Annotated in this window: 21 protein-coding genes; 15 read left to right on the forward strand and 6 right to left on the reverse strand. The window is 48.4% G+C overall.

Translation table 11 applies throughout. The features are described from left to right. The first annotated feature begins 86 nt into the window (after positions 1 to 86). From KAI36_RS04010 to KAI36_RS04035, 6 genes are all read left to right on the forward strand, one after another. Positions 87 to 251, forward strand: coding sequence for a hypothetical protein (locus KAI36_RS04010; protein ID WP_220027015.1), 165 nt, complete (start codon positions 87 to 89; stop codon positions 249 to 251). 468 nt (positions 252 to 719) lie between these two features. Then, complete coding sequence (gene purM, locus KAI36_RS04015; protein ID WP_220027016.1) at positions 720 to 1,760, forward strand: phosphoribosylformylglycinamidine cyclo-ligase; 1,041 nt, start codon at positions 720 to 722, stop codon at positions 1,758 to 1,760. Beyond that, positions 1,760 to 2,374 (forward strand): phosphoribosylglycinamide formyltransferase, encoded by a 615-nt coding sequence (gene purN / locus KAI36_RS04020; RefSeq protein ID WP_209940988.1) that lies wholly within the window; start codon positions 1,760 to 1,762, stop codon positions 2,372 to 2,374. Before purM ends, purN begins: the two co-directional genes overlap by 1 nt. 131 nt (positions 2,375 to 2,505) lie before the next feature. Beyond that, positions 2,506 to 4,053, forward strand: coding sequence for a bifunctional phosphoribosylaminoimidazolecarboxamide formyltransferase/IMP cyclohydrolase (purH, locus tag KAI36_RS04025; protein ID WP_220027017.1), 1,548 nt, complete (start codon positions 2,506 to 2,508; stop codon positions 4,051 to 4,053). 71 nt (positions 4,054 to 4,124) lie between these two features. Further along, positions 4,125 to 5,390 carry a phosphoribosylamine--glycine ligase gene (purD, locus tag KAI36_RS04030; protein WP_220027018.1) on the forward strand — a complete coding sequence of 422 codons (1,266 nt, stop codon included), beginning with the start codon at positions 4,125 to 4,127 and terminating at the stop codon, positions 5,388 to 5,390. A gap of 435 nt (positions 5,391 to 5,825) precedes the next feature. Next, positions 5,826 to 6,281 (forward strand): DinB family protein, encoded by a 456-nt coding sequence (locus KAI36_RS04035; protein ID WP_220027019.1) that lies wholly within the window; start codon positions 5,826 to 5,828, stop codon positions 6,279 to 6,281. 725 nt (positions 6,282 to 7,006) lie between these two features. On the opposite strand, the gene KAI36_RS04040 is transcribed toward KAI36_RS04035, so the two are convergent. Next, positions 7,007 to 7,585 carry a hydrolase gene (locus tag KAI36_RS04040; RefSeq protein ID WP_029515795.1) on the reverse strand — a complete coding sequence of 193 codons (579 nt, stop codon included), beginning with the start codon at positions 7,583 to 7,585 and terminating at the stop codon, positions 7,007 to 7,009. A 125-nt stretch (positions 7,586 to 7,710) separates the two neighbouring features. On the opposite strand from KAI36_RS04040, the gene KAI36_RS04045 reads away from it, so the two are divergent. The 7 genes from KAI36_RS04045 (at position 7,711) to KAI36_RS04075 (ending at position 14,007) form a co-directional block, all read left to right on the forward strand. Continuing rightward, a complete protein-coding gene (locus KAI36_RS04045; protein WP_071639567.1) occupies positions 7,711 to 8,604 on the forward strand; it encodes a TetR/AcrR family transcriptional regulator in 894 nt (297 codons plus the stop codon). A gap of 354 nt (positions 8,605 to 8,958) precedes the next feature. Continuing rightward, entirely contained in the window at positions 8,959 to 9,636 is a 678-nt protein-coding gene (locus KAI36_RS04050; RefSeq protein ID WP_220027020.1) for a TetR/AcrR family transcriptional regulator, read from the forward strand. A 99-nt stretch (positions 9,637 to 9,735) separates the two neighbouring features. Further along, complete coding sequence (locus tag KAI36_RS04055; RefSeq protein ID WP_220027021.1) at positions 9,736 to 10,593, forward strand: substrate-binding periplasmic protein; 858 nt, start codon at positions 9,736 to 9,738, stop codon at positions 10,591 to 10,593. An 85-nt stretch (positions 10,594 to 10,678) separates the two neighbouring features. Continuing rightward, on the forward strand, positions 10,679 to 11,326 hold the full coding sequence (locus KAI36_RS04060) for an amino acid ABC transporter permease (protein WP_013308808.1): 648 nt from the start codon (positions 10,679 to 10,681) through the stop codon (positions 11,324 to 11,326). 14 nt (positions 11,327 to 11,340) lie between these two features. Beyond that, positions 11,341 to 12,090, forward strand: coding sequence for an amino acid ABC transporter ATP-binding protein (locus tag KAI36_RS04065; RefSeq protein WP_276572459.1), 750 nt, complete (start codon positions 11,341 to 11,343; stop codon positions 12,088 to 12,090). 54 nt (positions 12,091 to 12,144) lie between these two features. Then, positions 12,145 to 12,570: an OsmC family protein gene (locus tag KAI36_RS04070; protein WP_023987060.1), complete on the forward strand. Its 426-nt coding sequence runs from the start codon at positions 12,145 to 12,147 to the stop codon at positions 12,568 to 12,570. Positions 12,571 to 12,753: 183 nt separating this feature from the next. Beyond that, a complete protein-coding gene (locus tag KAI36_RS04075; RefSeq protein ID WP_220027022.1) occupies positions 12,754 to 14,007 on the forward strand; it encodes a serine hydrolase in 1,254 nt (417 codons plus the stop codon). A gap of 40 nt (positions 14,008 to 14,047) precedes the next feature. Here the strand turns inward: KAI36_RS04075 and KAI36_RS04080 are convergent, their stop codons facing one another. From KAI36_RS04080 to KAI36_RS04100, 5 genes are all read right to left on the reverse strand, one after another. Beyond that, positions 14,048 to 15,025, reverse strand: a complete 978-nt coding sequence (locus KAI36_RS04080; RefSeq protein WP_220027023.1) for a FecCD family ABC transporter permease — start codon at positions 15,023 to 15,025, stop codon at positions 14,048 to 14,050. Further along, positions 15,022 to 16,026 carry a FecCD family ABC transporter permease gene (locus KAI36_RS04085; RefSeq protein WP_220027024.1) on the reverse strand — a complete coding sequence of 335 codons (1,005 nt, stop codon included), beginning with the start codon at positions 16,024 to 16,026 and terminating at the stop codon, positions 15,022 to 15,024. Before KAI36_RS04085 ends, KAI36_RS04080 begins: the two co-directional genes overlap by 4 nt. Continuing rightward, on the reverse strand, positions 16,023 to 17,003 hold the full coding sequence (locus KAI36_RS04090; RefSeq protein WP_023987064.1) for an ABC transporter substrate-binding protein: 981 nt from the start codon (positions 17,001 to 17,003) through the stop codon (positions 16,023 to 16,025). Before KAI36_RS04090 ends, KAI36_RS04085 begins: the two co-directional genes overlap by 4 nt. A gap of 201 nt (positions 17,004 to 17,204) precedes the next feature. Next, positions 17,205 to 17,927, reverse strand: coding sequence for a response regulator (locus KAI36_RS04095; RefSeq protein ID WP_220027025.1), 723 nt, complete (start codon positions 17,925 to 17,927; stop codon positions 17,205 to 17,207). Then, the gene (locus KAI36_RS04100; RefSeq protein ID WP_481856506.1) at positions 17,920 to 19,572 is read right to left on the reverse strand and encodes an ATP-binding protein; all 1,653 of its coding nucleotides are present in this window, start codon (positions 19,570 to 19,572) and stop codon (positions 17,920 to 17,922) included. Before KAI36_RS04100 ends, KAI36_RS04095 begins: the two co-directional genes overlap by 8 nt. 182 nt (positions 19,573 to 19,754) lie before the next feature. Between KAI36_RS04100 and KAI36_RS04105 the strand changes: the two genes are divergently transcribed. Together KAI36_RS04105 and KAI36_RS04110 are read left to right on the forward strand one after the other, a co-directional pair. After that, positions 19,755 to 20,048, forward strand: a complete 294-nt coding sequence (locus KAI36_RS04105; protein WP_013308817.1) for a putative quinol monooxygenase — start codon at positions 19,755 to 19,757, stop codon at positions 20,046 to 20,048. A gap of 44 nt (positions 20,049 to 20,092) precedes the next feature. After that, on the forward strand, positions 20,093 to 20,917 hold the full coding sequence (locus KAI36_RS04110; RefSeq protein WP_220027027.1) for an aldo/keto reductase: 825 nt from the start codon (positions 20,093 to 20,095) through the stop codon (positions 20,915 to 20,917). Positions 20,918 to 20,942: the final 25 nt, after the last annotated feature.

Below are 20,942 nucleotides of genomic sequence, written 5' to 3' on the forward strand. Positions count from 1 at the left end.
AAGGGAACAAAAGAGGTGCATGGCAGGTGTGGGGATGGCGGTTTTGAGGGGGCCACTCCGCCTGTGGAAGGTTCCTACGATCGCTGTTGCCGCTGGATTCTTGGATTGGAATAACCCTTACAGGGTTAGAATCCAGCGAAAAAGGCGAACGCTTCGCTTCTCCAGAATCCTTCCACCTGCTGCGTTCCTCAGATGTGCAGCATTTTGCAGCAGTGCCTGTACCTCTTTTGCTCCCACCGGGAAGAGGATAGGTAAGGCAGTTAAAAACTCATGGCATAACTATTTCATGCCATGAGTTTTTAAAGGGGCAGTGACTCATAAAAAGTCACCCTGCTCTTATAAGGTTGAGCCAGCGAAGCGAAGTTCGACACCAGGCAGAGCGAAGCTGCCTGCCTCAATGGTCAAATAAGTAAGCCGCCCGTTGGCGCTGCTCACTTATTTGACCGGCCCGTCCCCGCCTTTGCGAAGCAAACAGCCAGGGACGGGCCCCGCCGCCGCTGCATAGGCGGCCTCGCACTAAAGCGTGTCCCTTTGTATTCGTGGGTATAGCCCACGAATACAAAGGACAACACGCGACTCACAGCACGAACCAACCACCAAGCAGCACCCAACCTTACACATCTGACCGACTCTTGAGGGGTCCAGGGGGAGCAGCCCCATGGAATCCTCCCTGTTAGGGAGGACTTAGGAGGGTCAATCATTTGAAGGAGTGTTCATGAATGTCCGAAGCATACAAAAACGCAGGGGTAGATATCGCTGCCGGTAATGAAGCAGTAGAACGGATGAAAAAGCACGTTAAACGTACCTTCCGTCCCGAAGTGCTGACGGACTTGGGCGGATTCGGTGCGTTGTTCGGCCTGAATAAGGATAAGTACGAGGAGCCTGTACTCGTTTCCGGTACCGATGGTGTTGGCACGAAGCTGAAGCTTGCTTTCGCAATGGATCGTCATGACACCATAGGTATTGACGCGGTTGCGATGTGTGTAAACGACATTATCGTCGGGGGCGCGGAGCCACTCTTTTTCCTGGATTACCTCGCTTGTGACAAGGTTGTACCCGAGAAAATTGAAGCTATAGTCGCTGGAATCGCAGAGGGTTGCCATCAATCGGGCTGTGCGCTGGTCGGCGGTGAAACCGCAGAAATGCCAGGGATGTACAGCGAGGGTGAATATGATATTGCCGGATTCACGGTAGGGATTGTAGATAAAAGCAAAATCATCAACGGTAGCTCTATTGCTCCCGGAGATACCGTTATCGGACTGGCCTCCAGTGGAGTTCACAGTAACGGCTTCTCACTGGTTCGCAAGCTGTTATTGGAACAGCAGGGCTATGATTTGCATGATGAAATCGAAGGCTTGAACGGCAAACTGGGCGCTGTACTGCTGGAGCCAACAAAAATTTACGTGAAATCCGTTTTGGCATTGCTGGACAAGGTAAAAGTAAAAGGCATGGCGCATATCACAGGTGGCGGGTTTATTGAAAATATCCCTAGAGTGTTACCGGATCACGTCAATGTGGATATAAAATACGGCACTTGGCCGATTTTGCCGATCTTCCAGCTCATGCAGGAAAAAGGCGCAATCTCCAACAAAGACATGTTCACAACCTTTAATATGGGAATTGGAATGGTAATCGTTGTAGGCGAAGAGCATGCACAGACTGCACTGGAAGTTCTGAAGGAACAGGGCGAAGCCGCATATGTGATCGGAAAAGTAACGGAAGGCAGTTCTATCGTGACCTTTACGGGAGCCGAGGTGTAATGAACGAGTACCGAATTGCTGTTTTTGCATCAGGCGAAGGGACGAATTTTCAGTCATTGGTGGATGCGGCTGCACGAGGAGAACTGGGCGGCGCCTCGGTAGAACTGCTCATCTGTGACAAGCCTGCGGCTCCTGCCGTAGCTAGAGCACAGAAAGCTGGAATTGCGTGCCATACTTTTCGACCCAAGGAATATCCTTCTCGAGAAGACTATGAGCGTGAACTGGTGACTTTACTGGAGCAGAAATCGATTGATCTCATCGTGTTAGCTGGCTACATGCGTTTGCTATCCAGCGTCATGGTTGATGCCTACGCAGGAAAAATCATTAATATTCATCCGTCACTACTTCCGGCATTTCCAGGGAAAGATGCTGTTGGACAGGCATTGACCTATGGGGTCAAGGTAAGTGGCGTCACCGTTCATTTTGTGGACGGGGGCATGGATACGGGGGCCATTATTGCCCAGCGTGTCGTGGAAGTTGACGACCATGATACAGCGGAATCCTTATCCGCAGCCATTCAATCCGTGGAACGTCAGCTATATCCAGAGGTAGTTGGCAAATTGGCCCAAGGTAAAATCCAATTAAATGGTCGCAAAGTGATTTCACTTCTCTAAGAATGATTGTAATTTGTCATATCATTGTCATATCAAGGATGTTGTACAGGCATTTTCCGATATTTCTCGGGAAATAAAATGATAAAAGAGAATTTTGCAAAATTTCTGAAAGAGCTAAAGGAGGAGACAGGGTGAGTATTAAAAGAGCGCTCGTCAGCGTATCGGATAAGCGGGGGATCGTGGAATTTTGCCGCGAGTTGTCCAAATTGGGTGTGGAGATCGTTTCGACAGGGGGAACGAGCAGCTTGTTGTCGAAGGAGGGCATTCCCGTCATCGGCATTTCAGAGGTAACGGGTTTTCCTGAAATTATGGATGGACGTGTTAAAACACTCCACCCTGCGGTACACAGCGGCTTGCTGGCTGTTCGGGATAATGAAGAGCATCAGCGTCAGATGAAAGAACTTGGATTGGGTTATATTGATCTGGTCGTTGTGAATCTGTATCCTTTTGCGGAAACGATTGCCAAACCCGGTGTAACTTATGAGGACGCGATTGAAAATATCGACATCGGCGGTCCAACGATGCTGCGTTCTGCGGCAAAAAATCATGCTTTTGTCAGTGTGGTAGTCGATGCTGATGACTATAGCACAGTGTTGGAGGAAATCCGTAAGGATGGCGATACGGAACTGAATACCCGTAAGCGTTTGGCCGCAAAAGTTTTCCGTCATACGGCGTCATACGACGCTTTGATATCCGATTATTTGTCGAATGTGACAGGCGAGCCGTTGCCTGAGCGATACACCGTAACCTATGAAAAAATTCAGGATTTGCGTTATGGCGAAAATCCGCATCAGCAGGCGGCATTTTACCGTGAGCCATTGGCGGCAAAGGGTACACTGACAACAGCGAAACAACTTCACGGCAAAGAGCTGTCTTACAATAACATCAATGATGCTAATGCCGCTTTGCAAATTGTCAAAGAATTCAGCGAACCTACAGTAGTAGCAGTTAAGCATATGAATCCTTGCGGTGTGGGAATTGGCGACAGTATTTATGAAGCGTACAGCAAGGCGTATGCAGCTGATCCAACCTCGATTTTTGGCGGCATCGTAGCAGCTAACCGGATTATTGACGGTGATACAGCAAATAAGCTGAGTGAAATCTTTTTGGAAATTGTACTGGCACCGGGCTTTACGAAAGAAGCATTGGAGATTTTAACAAAAAAGAAAAATATCCGTTTGCTTGATCTGGGTGAGCTTTCCCGGTCTGAACAGGCAGAGAGCCGTTTCGTCGTGACTTCCATTGAAGGCGGTATGGTAGTTCAGCAAAATGACATTCACGCTGTAGACTCGGATGCACTTACAGTTGTAACGGAGCGGGCACCATCCGAGGAAGAACTGAAACAGCTTTTGTTTAGCTGGAAAGTGGTTAAGCATGTGAAATCCAACGCCATCGTACTGGCGGCAGATAATATGACCATTGGCGTAGGCGCAGGACAAATGAACCGTGTCGGTGCGGCCAAGATTGCTATCGAGCAGGCCGGTGACAAAGCAAAAGGTGCCGTACTGGCATCCGATGCATTTTTCCCGATGGGCGATACGTTGGAGTTGGCAGCTAAAGCAGGCATCACAGCAGTTATTCAGCCGGGCGGCTCCATCAAAGACGAAGAGTCCATCAAGGTTGCTAACGAATACGGCATTGCCATGGTCTTTACAGGCGTACGTCATTTCAAGCACTAACTTGTATGAGTTGAGGATGCAGCAGCATTTTCACCTGAACAATCTTAATGGGAGCGGGAGGAATCACCTGAATGGATATTTTGGTTATCGGAGGGGGCGGCCGCGAACATGCAATTGTATGGGCGCTGAAGAAAAGCCCCAAGGCCGGACAAATCTATTGCGCACCAGGCAATGCTGGTATCGGACAGTTAGCGGAGTGTGTGCCGATTCCGGTGAGTGACTTTGACGCGCTGACAGAGCTGGCGGAATCCAAAAAGGTAGGACTTGTCGTGGTTGGCCCCGATGATCCGCTGGCAGATGGTATTGTGGATGCATTTGAAGCGAAAGGCATTCCAGTATTCGGACCGCGTAAAAATGCAGCGGAAATTGAAGGTAGCAAAATCTTCATGAAGGATTTGCTGCACAAATATCATATTCCGACAGCAACCTATCGCAAGTTTTATACTTACGAGGAAGCACATGCCTACTTGAAGGAACAACCGATCCCAGTCGTCATCAAGGCAGATGGACTGGCGGCAGGCAAAGGGGTAACGGTCGCGTACTCGATGGAGGAAGCGGAAAAGGCTCTCTCTGACATTATGGTGACCAAGGTGTTTGGTGAAGCCGGGGCACAAGTCGTGATCGAGGAGTTTCTGGCTGGTCAGGAAATGTCGATTCTCTCCTTTGTCGACGGTGAAACGGTTCGTCCGATGGCTGCGGCGCAAGACCACAAGCCAATTTTTGATGGTGACAAAGGGCCGAATACAGGTGGCATGGGTACGTATTCTCCGTTGCCTCACATAGCCAATTCCATTATTGAGGAAGCTATTGAGACGATTATTAAGCCGACGGCCAAGGCCATGGTTGCTGAAGGGCGCCCGTTCCGAGGTGTATTATTTGCTGGATTGATGATTTCGCCGGACGGCAAGCCGAAGACCATTGAGTTTAATGCACGTTTCGGTGATCCGGAAACTCAAGTGGTTCTGCCTCGTTTAAAATCCGATCTGCTCGATATATTTCTCGCTGCTGTAAATGGCACGCTGGATCAGGTGGAGATTGAGTGGAAGGATGAAGCGGCGGTGTGCGTGGTGCTGGCATCCGGAGGTTATCCTGCAGCTTACGCCAAAGGCGTACCTATCCACGGATTGGAACAGGTAGACGAAGCCATTGTGTTCCATGCTGGAACAGGCGTCAACGAACAGGGTGAGTGGGTAACGAATGGCGGACGTGTATTAGGTGTCGTCGGCTTGGGACGTGATATTGCCGGGGCACGGAACAAAGCTTACGAACAGGCGGATCGTATTGCTTTTGAAGGTAAACAAAACCGTACGGATATTGCGGCAAAAGCATTGCTGTAGCAGCGATATAAAGGATAAAGAGAACCTCTGAGGGGTTCTCTTTTTGTTCAAAGAAAATAAAGTTGTAGACTGAGAAAATAAAGCGTTTTCTTAGTGCTTGGATTAAATAAAGGCTTCTTTAAAAGCACTACATGCTACCCGCGTATGTTCTTTAATTAATATTTGGCGCGGGAGCTTCCTTTTTTATTGAACTCCCATGAAAATTAAAGCATCTAAAAACCCGAAAAAGACAATAACAAAATAGACCTAGCCAAATGATTTTTTTTTAAAAAGGCAGTGCCTGAGAAGAGTTATGAAATTAAAGTATCAAAGATTTTTCAAGGCTGAACGTAAAAATGAGGCTGGTGTAAAGGTTGTTTTAGTTCATTCAAATGATTAAACTAACGGTTAATAGTAGGTTCAAGTAATCGATGAGACGAAGAGGGGGGAACCGAAATGAAGACGATCAAGTGCATGATGGACCACTTGTACTGGGCGGACGGACGCATCTTGGATACGCTCGAGGAGAGTGAGACGAAGAACAAGGACCTTCTGAAGCTGGTTCGGCACGTCGCGGTCGCGGAACGAGTCTGGCTGTCCCGATTGCAGGGCAAGGGCAGCGCCCAATATTCGTTGTGGGAGGAAGCAGAAGACCTGACGGCGATCCGGACGATGTTCGAAGAAAATGCCGAGCAATATCGCGTCTATATCGAAGGACTTGAGGAATCCGAGTTGGACGAGATGATCGACTATGCGAATCAGAGCGGGGTTCCGTTCCAAACGTCCGTCCGGGACATCCTGTCACAGGTCCTCTTACATGGGCAATATCACCGGGGACAGATCAACCGGGCGCTTCGGATCGAATCGGCAGAGCCTGTCCAAGTCGATTACATCACGTTCGCGAGGCTCTAACAGGGCCTAATAATCACCATTACTCGGAATGGGATTGGCATTGAACGACGGGTACGATAGCTCAACAAATTGCTTTTACCATATAAGAGCAACATGCTAATGTATATTAGCAGACGATGATGTTTTATAAGTGATAAGAACCTACACTGCCTTATTTAGGATCAAAGAGAGCCCATACCCTTATAAATTGGAAAATTCATTTGCTTCCAAATACGGTTATGGGCTTATTTACTTTTCATAAGCACTACACTACATTAGACTGCCGGTACTTGTTTAAGCTAACGGGCAGAATAGTTTAAAGCTTTTGATAAATCGTATGGCCTTACGAAAGACAATAAAAGCGCAGCTCATGATTGGAAAAGACCGTTTAAAAGAGCACCACCAATTCCACTGGCAATTATGCAAATTTATTAGCATTAGCGCTGCGCCACTAGGCGTACTCGTCCCATTGAACACTGCGGAACTCATGCTGGTTGCTATACAAGAAGCGCGTGCCAATTGCGACGAGCCGTTCGCTCTATATCATTCAGCGGTTACTTTGTATATTTGGTGCAGCAGGTCGTATCCCATGCCGTCAGCCAATATGTGCACCCTGAGAACACATAATCGTCCTATAAGTATGGCCAGATGAGATTCCCAGCAAACGCAAAGCGAGTTTTAAGCTGTGGCGTTCTTCGTGTATTCGGTCAAATAATACACGGGGAATGGGAAAGTCATTTTTTCAACTATAAACAGTTGCCTGAAAGGGCAGAGAGGATTTCCTGTGTTGTCCGGGTACGCCCGATGCGTGGAAAAATGAAATTTTTTACGTAATCATGCCCGGTTTCGGAAAATCCAGTCATAGCATCAATCGCCAAAATCAGCTGATACCCATGCATAAACGCTTCCCGCGCAGTCGTATCAACGCCCAACTCAGTAGCGATGCCGCATAAGACGATGGTATCAATTCCCCGGCGGCGCAACTGAAGGTCGAGCTCCGTTCCGTAAAAAGCCCCCCATTGCTTCTTCGTGATGATATGGTCTGTCTCGGTGACCCGCATTTCCGGGACGATTTGATCCCATCCTTCAGGCAGATTCAGGGGTGGTCCAGGCGAATCCAACTTAGGACGCGGGATATCCTTCAAATCTTTACTAGATACCCGGACCAGTGCAACCATTGAGCTTTGCTCACGGAAAGTATCTGCCAAGGCTGCGGCGTTAGACACTACCTGCTCAGCAGAATAAGGGGCGTATTGATTTCCTATCCACTTTTGCAAGTCAATAACAACCAACGCTGTTTTTTGTGGATCCCATAATCGTTCCATTCTGTATGTTCTCCTCATCTCTTCGATTTGACCGTATGTTTAATGACGCGAACATATAGTCATTTGACTTCCTGTTTCGTATTTTGTACTATCATTCATAAATAGTCAAGGGGGAGATTTTTCTTATGAGTGTGACAAGGGAAGAGGTTTTAAAATCGGCGATGAAGCTTTTTAAGGAACATGGGTTTCTTTCGACGACGATACAGGATATTGCCGAGGATTGCGGTATTGCCAAAGGATCAGTCTATAAATATTTCCCTTCCAAGGAAGACCTCTTCAGCGAGGTGTTTGATCAATGCCATAACGCCTATTTTGATCAAGTCGATGAACTGAAACGCTTTCCCGAACTCTCGCCAGAAGAGCAGTTTCTGCAGCAGATCATTCTGCGATTCCGTTATTTTATGGAATACAAGCATATTCTGGTCGAATTCACGGAGCTCCCCATCCAACAGGATCCCAAGTTCCAGCCGCTTAGACACAAGGTTAGAGGGCGGCTCATCCGATGGCATAAAGAGTGCTTGATACAGGTTTATGGCGAAGAAATTTATCCGTTCCTGTGGGATTTGGTTTCCATCTATCGTGCGATTCTGAAGGAGTACTTATTTTGGATCGTTTATGAAGAAAAGTCTCTATCGCTTGAGGAAACGGCAAGGTTCATTTTGGATAAGCTCAATGTGCTCGTTAAGCATATGATGGCCTCTAACCTGAAGCCTCTGCTGAAACTGGCTTCGTTCGAGAGGTATTTAAGCTGGGGGCTCGAGGACCGCCAAGGGGAGAGAGAGCAGTTCCTTACCGAGCTGTTCCGGGAGATGGATTCGGCCCTTAATGTTCTTCCATCCGGCGCAAAACATCGTTCAGAGTTGAAAGAGGTTTACCATTTTATCCAGAACGAAACTCGTAAAGCGGAACCGAACTTCCCGTTGCTGCAAGCTTCGCTCTACTTTTTGGAGAGAGAGAAAGAGCTTAAAAGTCAGGTCATCCAGTTAAGGAATATTATTTATTCAGGTAGGGGGAGATAGCTTGTTATGTGAAATCAAATCTAACCCCATCGGGGACAAGAGTGAAGACTCTAGGGGTGGAGAGAACAATACGTGAGAAAGGTACGTCTAATGTTGTTACGGTTAGCGAGCATTCCGCTAACGGGAAACGTTAGTTTAATAAAACAGCGGTAGTCTAAGACTGCCGCTGTCTTTTTTGTTGTCGCCAGTCTAATACTTATTTTATGGGATCTGTCGTTTTTAAAATTTAAAAGCCGCTTGGAGCAGCAAAACTTTATTTTATTCTGACACTTTTTTCTTTGACAAAAGTATACTTATCCTATAGGATTAAAAATACAAAACTGACTGACTGATCAATCGGGAGGAGGAAACCCATTGCAGCCACGAAAGGCGAAGCAGTCCGAGGCCGTCTCAAATGACCAACCTGCTGAGCATGCGGGGGAAGAAACAGACCGCAGAACACAGCTTCTTCACATTGCATTGAAGCGGTTCGCCGAGCAGGGTTACCATCAAACGAAGATTTCAGATATCGTGGTAGAGGCGGGAGTAGCCCAAGGCACGTTTTATTGGCATTTTAAAAGTAAAGAGGCACTGGCGCTAGAGATTATCGCTACCGGTCGTGAACAACTACTGTCAGCGATTGGACAGGGATATCGCCGTGATGCGGGAACGCTGGCTGATATGGTTAAGGCTTCGGAAGCGCTGTTTGTTCGGTTATTTGATTTTGCATTGGAGAACCGCTATCTGATGGGTTTGCTGTTGATCGGCAGCGGTGTCGATGAACCGGTGCGCCAGAGTATCCGAGAGACAAGGGCCGCGATGGAGCTGGCATTCCGGCGCAATATGGAAAGAGCGATCGAGCTGAACATGTTGCCTGCTGAATTGGATGTCGAATTAAGAGCGGCACTACTCATGAGTATGATCGAAGGTGTCATTACACGCTGGCTATTCGGTTCAGAGGGAACACATGACCACATCACGCAGATAACTGCTAAAAGATTGGCAGCAGAGGCGGCTAATTTTGAGTTTTATGGACTATTAGGTCAAAGCTAGATGTGCAACATCGCATGAATGGGGCGTTGGCAACAAATAATATAGCCAAATCACATAGAAGAACTCAATCATTTACATCCAGACAGGAGAGAACGATACATGAAAACACGTAAAAAAGGGTTCTTGGTAACTACACTCATAGCTCTGGCATTGTTCAGCCTTGTGCTGAGCGCTTGCGGTACTAAGCCAGAAGCTTCTAATACTAGCAATGGAGCGGGTAGCAGTAATGTGGCAGCGAGTAACCAGCTCGAAGCAATCAAGAAGGCTGGTGTAATTAAGGTAGGCATGATGGGCACCTATCCGCCGTACAATTTTTTGAACGACAACAAGGAATTGGACGGATTTGATGTGGATATCGCCAAAGAATTGGCGAAGCGGATTGGAGTGAAACCGGAGTTCACGGCACAAGAATTCTCGGGACTGATTCCAAGTTTGCAAAAGAAAAAATTCGATGCAGTGATTAGCCAAGTGACGATCACAGAGGATCGTAAGAAGGCCATTGACTTCACAGAGCCTTATATCACAAACAATGTAAACATTATCGTAAACAGCAAAACAAATGATATTACCAAGCTGGAGGACTTTAAAGGCAAAACCATTGGTGTCGGCTTGGGAACGAATGATGAATCTTATCTGCGGAATGAAGTACTGCCGAAGGTAGGCGATTTTGAGATTAAAACGTATGATGATGTCATTACTTCCTTAAAGGATCTAAACTCTGGTCGCATTGACGCAACCATTAACAATCTGTATGCACTCAAGCCCATTATCGATAAAAACGGGTTCCAAATTAAAGCCGTAGGCGAGCCGATTAAATCGGATCAAGCGGGTGTAGCCATTAACCAGAAAACTCCTGAGCTTAAAGAAGCCTTGAACAAGGCTTTGAAGGAAATGAAGGAAGACGGCACTTACAAAACAATTTTCAAAAAATGGTTTGGCGAGGAGCCAAAAGAATAACGTAAGCCTTTTAGAGGCGTCTGGCTCCAGTCTTGGCTTTTATGCTGACATGGGGCCACTCGTCTGAAAGAAGGGAATATAATCGATGCTTGAATTAATGTGGGAGAACGTCCCTTTTTTATTAAAGGGTGCTTATTATACGCTATATATTACGATTGTCTCTATGTTTTTTGGCCTAATCATTGGTTTGGTTGTTGCTGTGGCCCGGTTGAAGGGGAATCGACCCGTTCGATGGCTGGCGCGCATGTATGTATCGATCATTCGGGGAACGCCGGTTTTGGTGCAGATTGCGGTCATTTATTATGGACTAGATGATTATGGAATATCATTCGGATCGCTGACGGCTGCTTGTCTTGCACTCAGTATTAACACAGGAGCGTACTTATCGGAGACGTTCCGTGGAGCTATTTTAGCCGTACCCCAGGGACAGACCGAGGCAGCTTATGCGACGGGAATGTCGCCCGGTCAAACGATGTGGCGCATTATTCTTCCGCAGGCGGTACGCATTGCAATTGCACCGATGGGGAATACATTTGTAGGTATGCTTAAAGAAACGTCGCTGGTGTCGGTTATCGGGGTCAGTGAATTGATGCGACAGGCACAGCTTTTACAGGCACAGTATTTGCTCTACATGCCGTTTCTGCTCGAAATTGGCCTGATGTACTGGATTATGAGCATTGGATTCTCCGCTATACTGGAGCGGGTGGAAAAGCGTCTGGCTCGAGCTTATTAAGGTGGAGATGATAGATGATGATAACAACAAACGGATTAGGTAAACGATTCGGACAGGTAGAGGTTCTGAAAAGCATTGATTTTCAGGTTGTCGCTCGCGAAATCGTCGTATTACTCGGCCCGAGCGGTTCAGGTAAAAGTACCTTGCTGCGCTGCCTGAACGGTCTGGAAGAGCTGTCTTCCGGCAAGTTTGAGGTGAATGGGATTGAGGTCGATGCTACGGCTCCCGTTCGTGTCCGCCAAGTAGCCATTCGTGAGATTCGCAAACAGACGGGGATGGTGTTCCAGCAATTCAATCTGTATCCTCACAAAACCGCAATCGGCAATGTCATTGAAGGGCTGCTGACAGTAAAAAAAATTCCGCGCGACAAGGCTATGTCCATCGGACAACGGTTGTTGGAGCGGGTGGGGTTATCGGACAAGCAGGATGTACATCCTTCACGTCTGTCCGGTGGACAGCAGCAGCGGGTAGCCATTGCGCGTGCGCTGGCGATGGACCCGGCGATTATGCTGTTCGACGAGCCGACATCAGCACTTGATCCCGAGCTGGTAGGGGAAGTGCTGGGTGTTATGCGAGAGTTGGCTCAAGACGGAATGACGATGGTCGTCGTTACTCATGAGATGAAATTTGCTCGCGAGGTGGCAGACAAGGTTATATTTATGGCAGATGGTATCATTTTGGAGGAGGCAGCGCCACAGGCGTTTTTTGACACTCCCCAGCATGAGAGAACACAGAAATTTTTACGCCAAATCAGTGAGTTTTAAAGTAAGATCGAGGATAAATCATAGATTATTAAGATGGAAAGAAGGCCTTTGAACATGAAAGTATCTACAACTTGGCACGGCAAACGCGCGTTTACTTCGGAGGGACCATCCGGTTATTCTGTAGGGATGGATGCTACGGCGGCTTATGGCGGTGATGGTAAAGGGATGACACCCATGGAACTGCTGTTGGCAGGTCTGGCAGGATGTATGGGGATCGATATCACAATGATTTTGGATCGTTTCTTGTCGGACATTACTCGCATTGATATTGACGCAGAAGGTACGCGCAAGGAAGAAATGCCGACAGGCTTTACAGCGATTGATCTGACATTCCACGTAGATGGAGATATTCCGGATTACCGCGTATGGAAAGCGATTCAGATGGGTAAGGAAAAATATTGTGCAGTATCCGACTCCTTAAAAGCGGAAATTCGGATGCACCTCATATTGAATGGAACCGAAGTACCCTATCCAGCATAAGTGTCGAAGGGTAACGAAAGAGAGTCAGCCTGTGTTATATACAGGAGGCTCTCTTTTTTATGTTATTTGCAAATATGACACGTAATGAAACTTTTTGTACTGTGTTTTCGTTTAAAATAGAAATTGAAATATAAAAATGGGAAAATAAACCTGTGTGTGAAGTGTATACAGGGGGAGGTTATAGTGAAACGAAAGCGCCTTATCATAGTAGCAACTATTTTGGCTACAGTGCTCATCGTTATGGGTGTGGCAACAGGATTACTATCTTTCATGCAGAATCAAGTGGCTAATCCCCCGAATACCGTCCGGCCCACAACTGCGATTGCAGCCGAGGTTAAGGGTGAAACAAAGGAACAGGATGCTGCTCGGTGTTTACTTCATTTTGTGGAGGAGAATGCAGAAAAAGTTTCGATTACGATTCTGAGAGATGGAAAAAAGCTGGCAGGCCAAGAGGAAAACCGGATGATGCCTTTGGCGAGCACCGTCAAAACAATCATTGCAATCGAATATGCCAAGCAAGCGGCGGTGGATCAGATCAACCCGGATGAAAGAGTGAAGCTGATTTCGCTGGAAAGGTTTTATTTGCCGGGTTTGGATGGTGGTGCTCATACGGCGTGGCTACAGAATATGGAGGCCAAAGGGCGGATACAGAATGAAACTGTATCTGTACGTGACGTCGCCAAGGGGATGATTCAATTCAGTTCCAACGCCAATGCCGAGTATTTAATGGACAAATTGGGGTTGGAAGCGATCAATCGGACGAGAGCCAACTTGGGTTTGCAAAATCATGATCCCATTTATCCGTTTGTATCCTCTATTCTGATTCCCTACGAACGGATGAAGGAGAGCCAAGGTGAGAATTGGAATAATGCAAAGAATAATATTTCTGCCAAAGAAGCCATCCAGGCAATGTCTGATACGGAATTTCGCCGATATGCCCGCGTGATTCATAACAAGCTGCGCCGTGATGTGAGTGGTTCTTACAAGAAAAACGCAGATATTGAGACCTGGTATGATCAGGATTATGACCGTATTAATACGGATCGTTTTATAGCTTCAACGACAGCCGATTATGCCTCTTTAATGAGTAAGCTGAACCGCCGTCAAGGGTTCACAAAAGCTGAGCAAAAGTTATTGTCCGAGGTCATGGAGGAACCATTTATGGTTCTTCCTGAAAACCAGCAATTCCTGAAACATACTGGGCAAAAAGGAGGCTCCACGGCTTACGTTTTGACACTGGCAATGTATGCGACAGATAAGGAAGGGCATTCGACAGAGCTAGCTGTCTTTTTTAACGATTTGGACCCTAGCACAAATGCCAGCTTTCCTGAAATGATAAATGTTTTTAAAAAGAGGTTACTACATGATGAATCGTTTAGAAAAGAAGTTAATCGGCGTATCGGTGTACAGGTAGCGCTGCTAAACGCTAGGGTATAGTGCAGCGCTTAACTGCGCTGCGCAACTTCTTATCCTAATCCTATTCGCTGCCTTTCTGTTTGCGTTCCCGCAGCAATAGATACAAAAAATATGGCGCGCCAATGACGGCTGTCACGATGCCAGCGGGAATTTCGAGCGGCGGCTTCAGCCCCCGTCCCAACGCGTCGGCGAGGACGAGAATCAGGGCGCCGATCATCGCCGAGCCGGGCAATAAATAGCGGTGGCGATTGCCAAATAACCGCCGTGCCAGATGCGGTGCCAGCAGTCCGATAAAGCCGATGGAGCCGATGGCAGCGACACAGGAGGCAGCTAAGGCGACTGACACGGCTAGCAGTCCTGTACGCACACGCTTCACGCTAAGTCCCAGCCCAGCAGAGCTTTCTTCATCTAGGCTCATAATGTCGAGCTTGCGCTGTAGGGTATAGGCGAGAGGCAGCAACACGATTAACCACGGCAGTAGCCCATACACTTCGTCCCAGCCTTTGCCCCACAGACTTCCAGCTAGCCAAGTGAGCGTGTCGCTGGCTTCGAGTGGATACTTGACCAGTATATAATCGGTCGCAGCCTGAAAAATAGCGCCCACCGCCAGTCCGGTCAAGGCTAGCATATTGGGACGCATGCCTCCCTTCATCGAAAGCTGTACGAGCAACAGTGCAGCTAGTCCGGCACCGACAAAGGCTGCTACAGGCAACAGCGCCACTGGGGATGAGGGCAGCAGTACGATGACAAGAACCGCCGCAAAGCCGGCCCCCTTGGATACACCCACCACATCTGGCGAGGCCAGCGGGTTGCGGATCATGCCTTGCAGCAGAACACCGGCTACTGCCAGCCCAGCTCCGGCCATGATGGCCAGCAGACCGCGTGGCAGCCGATAATGGTGAACGATGAACCAGGAAGAGGCATTCCGGTCAGTCAGAGCTGTGATCAGCTCAGAGGGTGTAATGTAGGTGCTGCCCACGCCTATAGCTATAAAAGCAACACCCAGCATTAGTGCGAGTAAAATCCACAGTTTTTTCATCGTGAAGCCCTCCCGTTCTTATGCGCCAGATATAAAAAGAAGGGCGCACCCACCAGCGCCGTTACAATACCAACGGGCGATTCATAAGGAAATGCAATGAATCGTCCAAGCACGTCTGCATATGTCAGCAGCAGAGCTCCGCAGATTGCAGACAGGGGAATGACCCGCCTGTAATTGTCGCCTGTAAACATCTTGATGATATTCGGCACCATCAGGCCCACAAAGCCGATGGACCCGGCTACCGCTATGGCAGAGCCTGCCAGCAAAATCACTGAGGCCGAGGCCAGTAGACGGACAAGACGTACGTTTTGTCCCAATCCTTGTGCGACTTCCGTCCCGAGGCTCAGCACAGAGAGCGAGGGCGCCAACGCCAGCGCAAGGATCATACCCACGGCGAACCATGGCAGCACCAGACGCGTGTCGGCCCAAGTGGAACCATCGATGGCTCCGGCGAGCCAATACAGCACATCGGATATTTGCTCGTTGAACACGAGCAGTCCCTGGGTGATGGAGGCCAGCAACAGATGCACGGCCATCCCGGCAAGGGCCAGCTTGACCGGCGTCATGCCCGCCGTTCCGGCCAGCGCATATACGAAGGAGCCGCCTGCGATGGCCCCGGCAAAAGCAAAATAAATGCTGTCGGACGATCCGATATTCGGCAGCAGCACGACGGACAGCACGACAGCCAGCGAAGCGCCTGAGCTGACCCCGAATACCTGCGGCGAGGCCAGCGAGTTGCGTGTGATGGCCTGCATCAGGGCTCCCGCCACGGCGAGCCCCGCCCCGACGATTAGGCCAATAACGGCACGCGGTAGGCGTACCGTCAAGACAATGAGCTGATCCTTGGACGGATGCTCGGTGAACAGCGCAGTCAGCATGGTGGGGATGTCCATCCTGACTGGGCCAATCGCCACGCTGAGCAGCAATCCAGCCAGCAACGCAGCGATAAGTGCAAAGAAGACCGGCTTATTCAGCCGGTCGCGTGAGGCTTGTCCGATCAACGGGAGCCGTCTCCTTTACTTTGCGCGGGATACAGAAGCGAAATGGCTTGCTCCAGTATTTTCTCGGCTGAGCCGAGTCCACGGTACCGGGTCCACAGTGCCCGGTTCACTTCGTAAACTTCCCCTTTTTTGACGGCCGTAATGTTTTGCCAAAGCGGGTTTTGCTTCCATTCCGCAATCAGCTTCTCATCGGCTTCCACCAAAAAGATCACATCAGGATCCGCTTGTGCAATCTGTTCCAGCGTCAGCTTGACGGTAGGCTCGCTTGTATTTTGAAGGGCATTGTGAATACCCGCTTGCTCCAGCAATTGTCCATCAAAGGATGAAGCACCGTGAGCCGATAGTGAATCAGAGCGGAATACCCCTAGCAATACGCTACGTGACTCGCCAGCTTTGATGCCTTCTTTCAACTTTTCCATGGTAGCTTTATGCGCAGCGAGAATTTGCTCGCCTTTTTCCTTCTCACCCAACGCATCGGCGATGACACCGAAGGATGCCAGGTTTTGTTCATAGGAGGAATTGCGGCTCTTTAGAACAATGGTCGGAGCAATCTCGCTTAGTTCTTTGTATATGCTTTTATGACGATTCAGATCGGCAATAATCAAATCCGGCTTCAGGGAGCTGATCGTTTCCAGGTTTGGCTGTTTGCGCGTGCCTACTGGTGTAAAGTTGATTTTCTTACCGAGCAGCCCATCAATATCATCGTCATTTTCCTGAGCTATGCCGACAGGAGTTACGCCCAGTTGGGTTGTGGCATCGACAAAAGAGAATTCCAGGGTTACGATTCTTTTGGGTGTACCTGTAACTTTGGTTTCTCCCATCTCATGTTTAATCATTCGAGTGTCACCTGTTGCTTGAGGTGCTGCTGCGCTGTTATCTTGTGACTGGCTTCCACATCCCGCCATAATGACCGTCAGTAGTGCCAGGATCGCTGCAAGCAGCATGCCTGTGCGCAGTGGTTGTTTCGGTGTTGCCATATGTTATCCCCCGTTCCAGTATGCTTATCAGAGAAACTGATAATCATTATCAATTAACTAACTGTTGATCATTCTAGCAATCGGGAAGGAGGACGTAAATAATGTGGTCATTTAAACCGTTTTGGTCGATTAAGTGAATTAAATTTATTAAAATTATGAATAGGAGGAGGGGGAAGTACCAGGACATCAGAGTTGGGTGGTTTATACATCTCCCCGCTGTCGGCGATAGATACGCTCCGGTCTGCCGACGGTTCCATACACCTGATCGTGGTGCGCGTCGCCACTTTCCACTAAATACTCCAGGTACCTTCTGGCTGTAGAACGGCTCATACCCAGCTCAATTCCCACTGTACCTGTAGTCACCTCACCCCGTCGATTCAGGAGATCTAGCACTTTGTCGCAAGTTACTTTATCGATGCCTTTGGCCCATAGTTCTCCGTTCCCCGCCATCCGACCGGTGCCCGCGCTTTGAAGCAAACTGTCAATTTCCGATTGCTCCACCGTGGATTGTTCCTCTTGCCATGTTGTAACTTGTCGCCGAAATCGGGCATATTCCTCCAAGGTCGCACGCAATCTCTCGAATATAAGCGGCTTTACGATAAAATCAAACACGCCTGCTCGAACGGCTTGTACCACTGTTTCAGCTTCTTTGGCGGCAGTCAGCATAATAACATCTGTACCCGGATAGTGTTGCTTGATGAACGATAGCAGGGTTAGACCATCTGTATCAGGAAAATAAACATCCAGCACGACCAGAGGAGGACGGAGCACGTCCAGTTGAAGTTTTGCCTCAAATTCGTTCGTGGCGATTGCACATACGGTGAACCCGTCTACCTTTTCAATAAATCGGCGGTTAATCTCCGCAATTCGCGGATCGTCTTCAATAATAAGAACCTCAATGTCCGATAAAACCCGCTCACTCATGGGCATAACCTCCTTTTGCATCATTACTCATATCTGTCCTATGTAAAGGAATGTATACCTCAAAAATACTTCCACCACCAGGCCGTTCATGCACTTCTATAGAGCCGTCCATTCGTTCAGTGTACTCCAGCACGAGAGCAAGGCCATATCCATGTCCTGCTTCTGCTTTGGTCGAAGCTCCCCTGACAAACAGCTTTTCTTGGATATCGTCCGAAATTCCCGATCCGTTATCCGCAACTTCGACGATGATGGCTTCAGTCGTTTCTTCAAGCCGGAACCAGACCTGTCCTTCAGGGATGGAGGGCATCGCGACAGCTTCCATGGCGTTATCCAGCAGGTTTCCAGCCATGGCAGCGAGAAGCGACCACTCCAACGTAGGAGACTGGGTTGAGAATGCTCCTTTAATATCAGAATGGAGTAATATCCCTTTTTCCAGCGCCTGTTTCTTCTTACCGATCAGTAGGCTGGCGATGATTGAATCGGGCAGGAGAGCAGTAGCAATCGGTCTGTGTACACGATATTCCTCTGATTCCTGGGTGATAAAGTCCACCGCTTCGTCATAACACTCCAACTGAATCAGGCCGGATATGAGATACAGCCGATTGGCGTATTCGTGTGTTTGTGATCGCAGTACTTCCGCGTAATCTTTGACCTCTGTCAACTGTTGTGTCATGTGGAGCAGTTCGGTCTTGTCACGCAGACTGGCAACCGTGCCCATGATGCGACCGGATCGATCCTGGATCGGCACACGGCTGACGACTACAATTCGCTGCTGGACCTCAATTTCCTCATTCCATACGAGCTGTCCCTGTTCTGGCCCCATCATTGAATGCTCTACTGTGTAATCTGCAACAAGCATATCAGCCAGTACATCCGGGACACCCGTCAAGTGACGAAGGTCGCATCCGTATATAGAGGTTTCCGGGGGGAGTCCGATCAAACGAGCCGCCTGTGGATTGGCAAGTGTGATTTGTCCGTGACTATTAACCGCGATAATCCCTTCGCCGATGGACTCAATAATGGCTTGCTTTTCCTGGTACAGCCGTCCGATCTCCACTGGCTCCAGTCCATGCAGTGCGCGTCGAACCCGTTGTGCTATAACCAGGCTTCCCAATATGCCGATCATCAGCGCGCCCACCATAAACCAGAGCCACGCATATGTGTATGTACGAATATTTTGCTGCACATCTGTCATTAAAAAACCTACAGAGACGAGCCCGATGGCCTTACCTTGCTGATCATAAACGGCAGTTTTGGCGCGTAGTGAGGGTCCAAGAGAGCCTGTCGATTCAGTGATAAAGGACTGCCCTTGCAGTACCTTATCATTCATGGGGTCTATCATAGGCGTGCCGATGCGTTCCGGGTTTACATGCCACTGCCGGATGAGATGACGATCAGCAATAGTAATAAAATCAGCGCCGCTGCTGGCTTGGACGGGCTTTATGGCCTCGTTGATACGCGAACGCAATTGCGTCGTCTCGGTCTGCTCCAGAGCGTCTCTGACCTGTGCATCTACGGCGAGGGTATTGGCGACGGTTAGCGCCCTTTTTCCGATTTCATCGTATAGAGCGGAGGTGATCATATATCGAAAGGATAATCCCAACAACCCGGTAACTACCAGTACTAAAAGGGATATAAATACCATTAGTTTTGTCTGAAAACGCACATGCCTTCACCGCCGTTAAACAAAATATAGGAGGAACGGATCAGCCGATCTTCTCCCCCATACGATCCATTTTACTGTATTACAGAAACGCCCGCACTTTTATTCTGTCGAAAGAATGGTCTATAATAGAAATAGTTACATAATACGAGGAGGAACATAATATGATTATTATTCATGCCGATATGAAAGTTTTACCTGAAAAAAGAGAGACTTTTCTGCAACAAACCCAAGGGCTGATCAGCGCATCCCAAGCTGAAGAAGGCAATGTACGTTACACGTTAATGCAGGATCTGAATGATCCCAACGCATTTACGATGGTTGAAGAGTGGAAAGATGCTGCTGCTGTAGATTTCCATAATAATTCTGCCCATTTCCAAGCATTTGTTGCTGCGGCTAAAGAATTGTTGGCTGCTCCGCTTCAAGTGAATGCTTTTCAGGATGCAACTAAACTGTAATCATCCCGTTGGATAATTCATAATCAGGAACAGGAGGAATAGACATGGGGAACATTGCGGATACAACTGTACTGAATAACGGAGTTCAGATGCCTTGGCTTGGTTTCGGCACTTACAAGGCGGAAGGCAATGAGGTCTACGAAGCGGTCAAAACAGCTATTGAGGTCGGTTACCGTCACATTGATACAGCGGCGATCTACGGCAACGAGGAACTGGTTGGACGAGCCATTCGTGATAGTGGAGCGGCTAGAGAAAATCTGTTTGTAACTACCAAGCTATGGAATCAGGATCAAGGCTACGATTCAACACTGCGTGCCTTTGAGGAAAGCCGTAAGCGGCTGGGTCTGGATATCATTGATCTGTATCTCATTCATTGGCCTGGCAAGGATAAGTACAAGGAAACCTGGAAGGCATTCGAACGACTGTATGAAGAAGGAAGCGTGCGCGCTATCGGAGTTAGTAACTTCCAAGTTCACCATCTCGAAGACCTCCTCAAAGACAGCAACATGGTTCCTGTCATCAACCAAGTGGAGCTTCACCCTCGTCTGACTCAACAAGAGCTGCATCAATACTGCCGGGAGCACCAGATTCAGCTTGAATCGTGGAGTCCGCTGATGAAGGGGAAATTAACCGAGCAAGCGGACATCGTTGAGATTGCTGCCAAATACGGTAAAACCTCTTCGCAGGTTATTTTGCGTTGGCATCTGGATCGGGGGATTGTGACGATTCCCAAATCTGTAACCGCGCATCGTATTCGCGAAAATGCTGATTTATTCGATTTTGAATTGACGACTGAGGATATTGAACGAATCAATGGTCTTCATCTTGATGAGCGTGTAGGCACGCATCCCGATAAGCTGTTGTTCTAATATTAAAATTTAATGTACAAAGAAC

It is taken from the genome of Paenibacillus sp. S02, assembly GCF_019454065.1.
Classification (GTDB): Bacteria; Bacillota; Bacilli; order Paenibacillales; family Paenibacillaceae; genus Paenibacillus; species Paenibacillus polymyxa_B.

What these genes read in the sequence shown, in the direction of transcription:
- KAI36_RS04045 (WP_071639567.1), top strand. Translation starts at nt 7,711, where the DNA reads ATGAGTGTGACAAGGGAAGAGGTTTTAAAATCGGCGATGAAGCTTTTT.
- KAI36_RS04110 (WP_220027027.1), top strand. Translation starts at nt 20,093, where the DNA reads ATGGGGAACATTGCGGATACAACTGTACTGAATAACGGAGTTCAGATG.
- KAI36_RS04095 (WP_220027025.1), bottom strand. Translation starts at nt 17,927, where the DNA reads ATGAGTGAGCGGGTTTTATCGGACATTGAGGTTCTTATTATTGAAGAC.
- KAI36_RS04065 (WP_276572459.1), top strand. Translation starts at nt 11,341, where the DNA reads ATGATGATAACAACAAACGGATTAGGTAAACGATTCGGACAGGTAGAG.
- purN (WP_209940988.1), top strand. Translation starts at nt 1,760, where the DNA reads ATGAACGAGTACCGAATTGCTGTTTTTGCATCAGGCGAAGGGACGAAT.
- KAI36_RS04080 (WP_220027023.1), bottom strand. Translation starts at nt 15,025, where the DNA reads ATGAAAAAACTGTGGATTTTACTCGCACTAATGCTGGGTGTTGCTTTT.
- purM (WP_220027016.1), top strand. Translation starts at nt 720, where the DNA reads ATGTCCGAAGCATACAAAAACGCAGGGGTAGATATCGCTGCCGGTAAT.
- KAI36_RS04105 (WP_013308817.1), top strand. Translation starts at nt 19,755, where the DNA reads ATGATTATTATTCATGCCGATATGAAAGTTTTACCTGAAAAAAGAGAG.
- KAI36_RS04100 (WP_481856506.1), bottom strand. Translation starts at nt 19,572, where the DNA reads ATGGTATTTATATCCCTTTTAGTACTGGTAGTTACCGGGTTGTTGGGA.
- purD (WP_220027018.1), top strand. Translation starts at nt 4,125, where the DNA reads ATGGATATTTTGGTTATCGGAGGGGGCGGCCGCGAACATGCAATTGTA.
- KAI36_RS04040 (WP_029515795.1), bottom strand. Translation starts at nt 7,585, where the DNA reads ATGGAACGATTATGGGATCCACAAAAAACAGCGTTGGTTGTTATTGAC.
- KAI36_RS04055 (WP_220027021.1), top strand. Translation starts at nt 9,736, where the DNA reads ATGAAAACACGTAAAAAAGGGTTCTTGGTAACTACACTCATAGCTCTG.
- KAI36_RS04070 (WP_023987060.1), top strand. Translation starts at nt 12,145, where the DNA reads ATGAAAGTATCTACAACTTGGCACGGCAAACGCGCGTTTACTTCGGAG.
- KAI36_RS04060 (WP_013308808.1), top strand. Translation starts at nt 10,679, where the DNA reads ATGCTTGAATTAATGTGGGAGAACGTCCCTTTTTTATTAAAGGGTGCT.
- KAI36_RS04035 (WP_220027019.1), top strand. Translation starts at nt 5,826, where the DNA reads ATGAAGACGATCAAGTGCATGATGGACCACTTGTACTGGGCGGACGGA.
- KAI36_RS04090 (WP_023987064.1), bottom strand. Translation starts at nt 17,003, where the DNA reads ATGGCAACACCGAAACAACCACTGCGCACAGGCATGCTGCTTGCAGCG.